The organism is Glaciihabitans tibetensis, from assembly GCF_003003265.1.
GTDB classification, from domain to species: domain Bacteria; phylum Actinomycetota; class Actinomycetes; order Actinomycetales; family Microbacteriaceae; genus Glaciihabitans; species Glaciihabitans tibetensis.
In genome coordinates this window covers 429,954-438,823 of the sequence record NZ_PVTL01000003.1, presented here as the reverse complement: position 1 = coordinate 438,823, position 8,870 = coordinate 429,954, and the positions used below count along the sequence as shown (strand labels likewise).

Genomic DNA, 8,870 nt, shown 5'->3' with positions numbered 1-8,870 from the left:
GCATCAACGGTCAATGCTGAATCGTGGATCAATTACCCCACTCAAACCGAAACACAAACCGCCGCCTAATCCCTCAAACAGGTTGACATGTTCCGGGACCCGACAATTCACGACACTTCAGTTCTGGACCCGACAAGTCACGGCGCCACGGAGCCCGAAGGACCGCGATAGGGCGACAATCCGCCCCTTTCCTGCCCCGGGCCCGTTCTGCGAGACTGCAGGTAATTCTGCGGCCGGAAGGAGTGCTGATGTCGCGATGGCGGGCCCGGGCGACATCCGCCACCACCACGACATCCACCCCCACCACCACGACATCCACCCCCACCCCCACCACCCCGACATCCATCCCCACCTCCAGCACCCCGACATCCACCACCGCCACCGCCACCGCACGCACCGACACCCGCGTCGACGGACTCTTCTTCCTGCTCGGCGGCGTAGCGGCGGTGTGGCTGTCCTACCTGCTGTTCCGCGAAAGCTTCTCGCTCGGGTGGGGGCAGGTGTGGTTCTCGATTGTCTACTGGGGGCTCCTCGCCTACCTCGTGCTGCCGCGGCTGCACCGCATCCTTACCTCCATCTACGTGCCGCCGTACTTCATCGGACGCGCGCGCACCAGCGACGGGCTGCTCGGCGACCCTGTCAACGTGGCCTTTCTCGGCTCGGAGGAGCACGTCCACGAGGCAATGACCCGCGCCGGGTGGGTCAGGGCCGACGACCTGGCTCTGGCAACCGGCGGGCGGATCGTGCGCGCCACCCTGACGCGGCGCAGCTACGCCGAAGCGCCGGTGAGTCCGTTGACGCTGTTCGACCGGAGGCAGGACTTCGCCTATCAACAAGAAGTTGACGGCACTCCGGGCAAGCGCCACCACGTTCGGTTCTGGCGCTGCCCGGCAGGGTGGAAACTTCCGGGTGGGCGCAGCACCGACTGGCTCGCGGCCGGAACCTACGACCGCAGCGTCGGCCTGTCGCTGTTCACCCTCCAAGTGACCCACAAGATCGAAGCCCGCACCGACACCGAACGCGACCATATTGTTGCCACCATCACCGCCGCCATCCCCTCCGTTCGGGTAGATACCATCGAGGACTTCTCCACCGGTTATCACGCGCGCAACGGCGGGGGTGATTCCATCCAGACAGACGGTGACCTCCCCGTGGTTGACCTTGCCCACATCCCCGTGGATCCGGCGAATACCCTCCCGATCCCCACGGACAGCAGGGACGTGCGCCCCGCCCAGACCGTCGTCGCCGCTATCCTCGTCGGCGCTCGGGCGATCGTCGCCCTCTCCACCGTCGCGGTTGTTCTGCTGTCGTGGAACTCGGTGCTTCCTGGCGTCGAATGGGACCCTGAGGCGGATGTCGGCGCCGCCACTTCCTCCGGACAAGCCACCCTCTGGGTGGTGACAGCAGCAATCGCGGCGTTCGGTCTCGCCGAAGCAGTCATCGCGTGGCGGGTGTACCTCGGCGCCAACTGGGCGCGGGTGGTGGCCATGACTTTGAGCACGGTGTCGATCGCCGCACAGGCGGCAGGCCAGGCGGTAGGCCAGGCGGCAGGGGCGGCGGCGCTCACCCTCGACACGACGATTACCGGGCTATCGCTCGACGTGCTGCTCTTACTCGCGCTCTCGAGCGACCGCGCCCGTGAATATGCGCGGCGTCCCCACAAGGCGAAGAAGCGAGTCTCCGGGCGGCGCTAGAAAGCGCACTCGAACTCGGAGCCTCCGGTCCACCGGGCGGGTCTCGACCTACCGGGCGGGTGGCTGCGTCAGAACGATGTTGAGGCTTCTGTCGATCACCGCGGCAGCGACCACCGACAGCGGTGTTTGGGTCGAGCGGGAATGGTGTCGGAGCAGCCGGAAGGCGGCGGCCATGTCGAGACGATGGGTTGGAATAGGACGCCGCCTGGCCCAGCCTCGCCCGCCCTGGCCGGGCCTCGCCGGGCCTGGCCGGGCCTGGCCGGGCCTGGCCGGGCCTGGCCGGGCCTGGCACCGGCCGGGCCTGGCCGGGCCTCGCGCGAATGTCTTTTGAGAACTTGCGGCAGGAGCGGAACGGCCCCAAATCTAGTGCACGGCCACCCCAGACCTTAGGCAGCCGGGCATCCCCGAAATGACCGTGCTCCGCCCCGCTCGCCAGCCAGCCGTCGATATTTCCATGTTCCCGCAATCGCCCAGCCAGAGACAGGACGCGGCAGAGGCGATGCACTGAACCACGTTCTCGGCGCTGCCCGTTGGGGCCTTGCACGGAGCAGTGCGGCCTGGCGTTGTTCCCCGTTAGCGGACGGTCTCGAGGCCCAGTTCGATCAGCTCGTCGATGAGCTCGGGGTAGCTCATGCCGCTTGCCAACCAGCACTTGGGAAACATCGAGATCGGCGTGAAGCCGGGCATCGTGTTGACCTCGTTGAGCACGAATCCGGCATCGGTCAGGAAGAAGTCCGCGCGCGCGAGACCCGCTCCGCCGATCGCGTCGAAAGCGAGTGCCGCGAGCCGCTGGAGCTCGGCCAGCTGTTCCGGGGTGATGTTGGCCGGGCACACCAGGCCGATTCCGGGAGCGTCGAGGTACTTGGCCGCGAAGTCGTAGAACCCACGACCGGTCACCTCGATCTCCCCGGGCAGCGACACCCGCGGCGCAGCTCCGGCGCGGCCACTGAGCACGCCGCACTCGATCTCCCGGCCGACGACGGCCGTTTCGATGAGCACCTTGGAGTCCTCGGCCAGCGCGATGTCCATGGCGCCCGACAGCTCAGCAAGCGACGCCACGCGGGTGACTCCGACGCTGGAGCCGGCGCGGGCCGGCTTCACGAAGACAGGCCAGCCAAGGGCGGATGCCGCGGTCTCGACGGACGCGGGATCGGTGAGCCAATCGCGGGCGGTGACCGTGGTGCCAGGCGCGACGGGAATGCCCGCGGCGGCAAACACGATCTTGGCGTAGTGCTTGTCCATTCCCAGGGCGGAGGCGAGAACGCCGTCGCCCACGTAGGGCAGGCCGATCAGCTCGAGCATGCCCTGCACGGTGCCGTCCTCGCCGAACGGCCCGTGGAGGATCGGAAAGACGATGTCGACGTCACCGAGGCTGTGGGTGTTGCCCGCGGCGTCGGTGTACGACAGCTCCCGGGTGGCCGCGGACGACGGCCAGTTCACCCGCGTGCCGTTGTCCAGAACTTGGGGCATCGCCTCCGGGTTCAAGGTGAACTTCTCGGCGCGGTCCTCCTCGAGCACGAACGCGCCGTCCGCCGTGATCCCTACGGGAATGACGGTGTACTTGGCGCGGTCGATGGCCTCGAGCACCCCGCCGGCGGTTGCGCAGCTAATGGTGTGCTCTGACGAGCGACCGCCGAATAGAAGAACGACGGTCTGTGTGGGCACGGGTGCTACTCCCCCTGGGGCATCGGATCGGTGGTCAGGTGCGGAGCGATGTCCCGCGGGTTCAGCGTACCGGCCAGCACCTCGCCGACCTGCCGCACGATCGGCATGTCGACGCCCTTGGCCCGGGCGAGCTCCAGAATGGGTGCCACCGACGCCAGCCCCTCCGCGGTCTGGTTCATCTGCTTGATCACGTCAGAGAAGCTGTAGCCCTGGCCGAGCAGGCGTCCCGCGGTGTTGTTCCGGGACAGCGGTGACTCGCAGGTCGCGATCAGGTCGCCCAGTCCCGCCAACCCCGACAGTGTCTCGGCCCGCGCGCCGTACGCCACCGCAAAGTCGGTCATCTCGACCAGCCCGCGCGTGATGATCGAAGCCTTGGTGTTCTCGCCGTACCCGACGCCGTCGACGATGCCGATCGCCACAGCAATGAGATTCTTCAGCACTCCGCCGAACTCAGTGCCGATCACGTCGGTGTTCACGAACGAGCGAAAGTAGGGGTTGGTCGCCGTCAGCGCGACCGCGGTCGCCGTGTCCAGGCTGGCAGACGAGATGACGGCGGCGGTCGGCTGTTCCTTTGCGATTTCCAGGGCCAAGTTGGGTCCGGATGCCACGGCAATACGGTCCACGCCAATCCCCAGTTCCTGCTCGATGACCTGGCTCATCCGCGCGCCGCTGCTCTTCTCGACGCCTTTCATCAGCGACACGACAACGGCGTCTGCGGGGATCAGGTCGCCGAACTGGCGGAGGTTCTCGCGCAGGCTCTGGCTGGGCACGGACACGAAGACCTGCGTGGCGCCGTCGAGCACCTCCGCGAGGTGCGAGCTGGCACGCAGAGACCGGGGAAGGTTGATTCCCGGGAGGTAGTCGCTGTTGCGCTTGGACTCGGCGATCTCGCGGGCAAGTTCAGGGCGCCGGGCCCAGACGCTCACGTCGGCGCCGCCGTCCGCGACGATCTTCGCGAACGTCGTTCCCCAGGAGCCCGCACCGAGCACGGCGACGCGGGTCACAGCGACACCCCGCCGAATGGAACGTGTGCGGCCCGTGTGTTGTCGATGGTGAGGGTGGGGTGGATGGTGCGTCGGTTACTCAAAGCGTCCCGTTTCGGTTTGCTGATGTTTGGCTGGATCCCAGCGCACGGCCGGCGCGGGCTCTCCGCGAAGCTCTGCCACGAGCGCCGTGACTGCCTGCATCACCACCTCCGTTGCCTCGGTGAGGGTCTTGGTGTCGAGACCCCGGCCGGCGAACGCCGAGAGGTCTACCGGATCACCGAAGCTGATGTGAACGGTCTTCCGCGGAAAAAGGCTGATCCGCTTGGCGTAGCGGGGCATCACCAGCTGCGTTCCCCAGTGGGCTGCGGGGATGATCGGGATGCCTTCCTGCAAAGCAATGCGCACCGCCCCGGTCTTTCCCCGCATGGGCCAGAGGTCGGGGTCGCGGGTCAGCGTGCCCTCGGGGTACACCACCACGGCGAGGCCCTCGTGCGCGATCTTGCGCGCGGCCGTCAGCGGGTCGCTGCCGCGAGTGCCGGCGCGCTCGACGGGGATCTGCCCAGCCCGGCGCAGCAGCCACCCCGCCACGGGGATCTTGAACAGCGACGCCTTAGCCAGGTAGCGCGGCATCCGCCCCACCCTCCACATCGCCAGCCCGATCACAACTGGGTCGATCTCGCTGAAGTGATTGGGCGCAAGCACGAAGGCCCCGCTCTTCGGCACCCTTTCGGGGTTGTGGATGACGTAGCGCGCAAGCACGTTCATCAGCGGCAACAGCAGCATCGCCAGGAACCGGAAGATCGGCGTCTTCTCCGAGCGGGCAGGCTTCATCGCCGACGCAGGGGGCATTGTCGGGCTATCCCTCGTAAATGAAGTCGGCTCCGAGCATCCTGAGCTTGTCGACGAAGTGCTCGTACCCGCGGCTGATGATGCCTACGTTGCTGATCGTCGACTGGCCCTCCGCGGTCAGTGCCGCGATCAGGTGACTGAATCCCCCACGCAGGTCGGGAACCCGGATGTCGGCACCGTGCAGCTTCGTCGGACCGGTGATCACGGCCGCCTGCTCCAGCGGACGCTGGGGAACGCGGCGGGTGATGGCGGCGAGGCCGTCCTTATGCACGACGATGTCAGCGCCCATCTCGATGAGAGCGTCGGTGAAGCCGAACCGGTTCTCGTACACCGTCTCGTGCACCACCGAGACGCCGTGCGCCTTGGTGAGCGCGACAATGAGCGGCTGCTGCCAGTCGGTCATGAAGCCGGGGTGAACGTCGGTCTCCACCACGACGGGCTTGAGCTCGCCGCCGGGGTGGTAGAAGCGGATGCCGTCTTCGTGAATGTCGAACGCGCCGCCGACCTTACGGAAGATATTGAGGAAGGTCATCAGTTCCTGCTGCTTGGCGCCGCCGACGAAGATGTCGCCCTCGGTGGCGAGAGCGGCGGAGGCCCAGCTTGCGGCCTCGTTGCGGTCGAAGAGCGCGCGGTGGTTGTAGCCGTAGAGCTTCTCGACGCCCTCGATGAAGATGACGCGGTTGGGCTCCACGTTGATGATCGCCCCCATCTTCTGGAGGATGGCGATGAGGTCCATAATCTCGGGCTCGATCGCGGCGTTCTTCAGCTCGGTGACGCCCTCGGCGCGGACCGCGGTGAGCAGAACCTGCTCGGTGGCGCCGACGCTCGGGTAGGGGAGCTCAATGTTGGCGCCCTTGAGACCGTTGGGGGCGGTGAGGCGGATGCCCTCGTAGCTCTTGTCGACGACAGCACCGAAGGCGCGGAGCGCGTCCATGTGGAAGTCGATCGGACGGTCACCGATGCGGCAGCCCCCAAGGTCAGGGATCAGCGCTTCACCGAGACGGTGCAGCAGCGGGCCACAGAACAGGATGGGGATGCGGCTGGAGCCGGCCAACGCGTCGATCTCGGCGAAATGCGCCTTCTCCACGTTGGTGGGATCCAGCAGCAGCTCGCCGGGCGCGGTGCTCGTCACCGAGACACCGTAGGCGCCCAGCATTCCGGTCACTACGCCGACGTCGCTAATGTCCGGAACATCCTTGAGAACACTCGGGGTCTCACCCAGCAGGGCCGCAACCATGGCCTTGGTCGCCAGGTTCTTCGCCCCGCGCACCTCGATGCGCCCGCGCAGCGGCTTGCCGCCGTTGATGATGATGCTGTCGGACGTCAAACCAACCCGCTTTGCGGCCCTTTGGGCGTCTTCGAGGAGCGAACTCACTTATTTCACCGGCAATGTTTTGGGCCGCCAGGACTGGCGGCGAGATTCAAATTCTGTAATGTGCGCTTCGTCACGCATTGTTAACCCGATGTCATCCAGGCCTTCAAGCAAACGCCACCTAGTGTAATCATCGATCTCGAATGGCACGGTCAGGTTGCCGATGGTGGCGTTTCGCGCCACCAGGTCTACCGAGATCGTTATCCCGGGGTTTTCCCCGATGATTGCCCAGATTCGCTCGGCGTCTTCTTCCGTGATCTGAGCCGCCAAAAGGCCCTGTTTGCCCGAGTTGCCCCGGAAGATGTCTCCAAACCTGGGGCTCAGAACCGCGTTGAAACCGAAGTCACGCAGCGCCCAGACGGCGTGTTCGCGGCTGGATCCGGTGCCGAAATCTGCTCCGGCAACGAGCACCCCGCCGTGGGAGTACGCGGGTTGGTTGATGACAAAATCGGGCTCCTGGCGCCACGAGTAAAACAGGGCGTCATCGAAGCCGGTTTTGGTGACCCGCTTGAGGAACTGCGCGGGGATGATCTGGTCGGTATCGACGTTGGAACGCTGCAGGGGCACCGCGACGCCGGTGACCACGGAAATCTTGTCCATCAGGCGTCCACCTTCACGGTTGTCGAAGTATCAGTCATGCCGTCCTCGTTGCGCTGCCCGGCGATCAGGTCCCACGGACTCGACAGGGTGCCGCGGATCGCGGTCGCGGCGGCAACCAGCGGCGACACCAGGTGGGTGCGCCCTCCCTTGCCCTGGCGACCCTCGAAGTTGCGGTTCGAGGTCGAGGCGCAGCGCTCCCCCGGTGCGAGCTGGTCGGGGTTCATCCCGAGGCACATCGAACATCCTGCAAATCGCCACTCTGCTCCGAAGTCCTCGACGATCTTGTTTATTCCTTCGGCTTCGGCCTCGATGCGCACCCGGGCGCTGCCGGGAACGACCATGACCCGAACGCCGTCGGCTTTCTTCTGCCCCTTGATAATGGAGGCGAAGGCGCGAAGGTCTTCGATGCGACTGTTGGTGCAGGAGCCCATGAAGACGGCATCCACGCGAATGTCCTTCATCGGGGTGCCCGCGGTGATGTCCATGTACTCGAGGGCACGCTCGGCGGCCGAACGTTCGTTCGCGTCGGCGATCACCGACGGGTCCGGGACGGGCTCACTGAGAGAGACACCCTGTCCGGGGTTTGTTCCCCACGTGACGAAGGGCTCGAGTGTGTTCGCATCGAGGAAGACCTCGGCGTCGAACACTGCGTCGGCGTCGGTGGGCAGGGTGTCCCAGTAGGCGACGGCCTCATCCCAGTCCGTGCCCTCGGGTGCGTGTGGCCGACCCTTGAGGTAGTCGTAGGTGGTCTGATCGGGCGCGACCATTCCGGCCCGGGCGCCCGCCTCGATCGACATATTGCAGATGGTCATACGGCCATCCATCGAGAGAGCCCTGATGGCACTTCCGCGGTACTCCAGCACGTATCCCTGACCGCCGCCGGTGCCGATCTTGGCGATGACAGCGAGGATGATGTCCTTGGCGGTCACGCCGGGACGCAGTTCGCCCTCGACCGTGATGGCCATGGTCTTGAACGGTTTCAGCGGCAGGGTCTGGGTGGCGAGCACGTGCTCGACCTCGCTGGTGCCGATGCCGAACGCCATCGCGCCGAAGGCGCCGTGGGTGGACGTGTGCGAGTCGCCGCAGACGACGGTGATGCCCGGCATGGTCAGGCCGAGCTGCGGACCAACCACGTGCACGATTCCCTGCTCGATGTCGCCGAGCGAGTGCAGGCGCACGCCGAATTCGGCGGCGTTGTTGCGCAGGGTCTGGATCTGGGTGCGGCTGGTCAGGTCGGCGATCGGCTTATCGATCTGCAGCGTCGGGGTGTTGTGATCCTCGGTCGCAATGGTCAGGTCGGGGCGACGCACAGGGCGGCCCGCCATCCGCAGTCCATCGAAGGCCTGGGGGCTGGTGACTTCATGCACGAGGTGCAGGTCGATGTAGAGCAGGTCGGGGCTGCCGTCTTCACCCTTGACGACGAGGTGATCGTCCCAGACCTTCTCGGCGAGAGTGCGTGGCCGTACGTCGGGCGCAGCGCTGCTTTCAGTGGATTGCATGTTCATGGGAGCGGTCCTTCTTCAATTCTCGAGGGTAAGCCAACGACAAACTCCGCGACGAGGGAGGCCAGAAGGTTAGGACTCGTCGCGGCGAAGAAGGAGAAGCCGCTCGAACTGCATGGCCCCAGAATACCACCGACTGCCCCGGGCGTGTCTGACTGCCACGCCCGGCATCACGCTGCTGTGATCGCCATGCGAGCACGCG

The 8,870-nt window shown here is 66.1% G+C and carries 8 protein-coding genes; 1 reads left to right on the top strand and 7 read right to left on the bottom strand.

Annotation, left to right across the window (positions count from 1 at the left end; genetic code table 11):
- Positions 1–248: 248 nt before the first annotated feature.
- Positions 249–1,694 (top strand): LssY C-terminal domain-containing protein, encoded by a 1,446-nt coding sequence (locus B0I08_RS08050; RefSeq protein ID WP_106211563.1) that lies wholly within the window; start codon positions 249–251, stop codon positions 1,692–1,694.
- Positions 1,695–1,742: 48 nt separating this feature from the next.
- Here the strand turns inward: B0I08_RS08050 and B0I08_RS17555 are convergent, their stop codons facing one another.
- From B0I08_RS17555 to leuC, 7 genes are all read right to left on the bottom strand, one after another.
- On the bottom strand, positions 1,743–1,889 hold the full coding sequence (locus B0I08_RS17555) for an ANTAR domain-containing protein (protein ID WP_281260202.1): 147 nt from the start codon (positions 1,887–1,889) through the stop codon (positions 1,743–1,745).
- Between the two features lie 378 nt (positions 1,890–2,267).
- The gene (locus tag B0I08_RS08045; RefSeq protein WP_106211561.1) at positions 2,268–3,359 is read right to left on the bottom strand and encodes a D-alanine--D-alanine ligase family protein; all 1,092 of its coding nucleotides are present in this window, start codon (positions 3,357–3,359) and stop codon (positions 2,268–2,270) included.
- A 5-nt stretch (positions 3,360–3,364) separates the two neighbouring features.
- Positions 3,365–4,363, bottom strand: a complete 999-nt coding sequence (locus B0I08_RS08040) for an NAD(P)H-dependent glycerol-3-phosphate dehydrogenase (RefSeq protein ID WP_245884695.1) — start codon at positions 4,361–4,363, stop codon at positions 3,365–3,367.
- 75 nt (positions 4,364–4,438) lie between these two features.
- Entirely contained in the window at positions 4,439–5,194 is a 756-nt protein-coding gene (locus tag B0I08_RS08035) for a lysophospholipid acyltransferase family protein (RefSeq protein WP_106211558.1), read from the bottom strand.
- A 7-nt stretch (positions 5,195–5,201) separates the two neighbouring features.
- Positions 5,202–6,569, bottom strand: coding sequence for a UDP-N-acetylglucosamine 1-carboxyvinyltransferase (gene murA, locus B0I08_RS08030; RefSeq protein WP_106211556.1), 1,368 nt, complete (start codon positions 6,567–6,569; stop codon positions 5,202–5,204).
- Positions 6,570–7,166: a 3-isopropylmalate dehydratase small subunit gene (leuD, locus tag B0I08_RS08025; RefSeq protein ID WP_106211554.1), complete on the bottom strand. Its 597-nt coding sequence runs from the start codon at positions 7,164–7,166 to the stop codon at positions 6,570–6,572. It abuts the gene before it with no gap.
- The gene (gene leuC / locus B0I08_RS08020; RefSeq protein ID WP_245884694.1) at positions 7,166–8,671 is read right to left on the bottom strand and encodes a 3-isopropylmalate dehydratase large subunit; all 1,506 of its coding nucleotides are present in this window, start codon (positions 8,669–8,671) and stop codon (positions 7,166–7,168) included. Before leuC ends, leuD begins: the two co-directional genes overlap by 1 nt.
- Positions 8,672–8,870 lie beyond the last annotated feature (199 nt).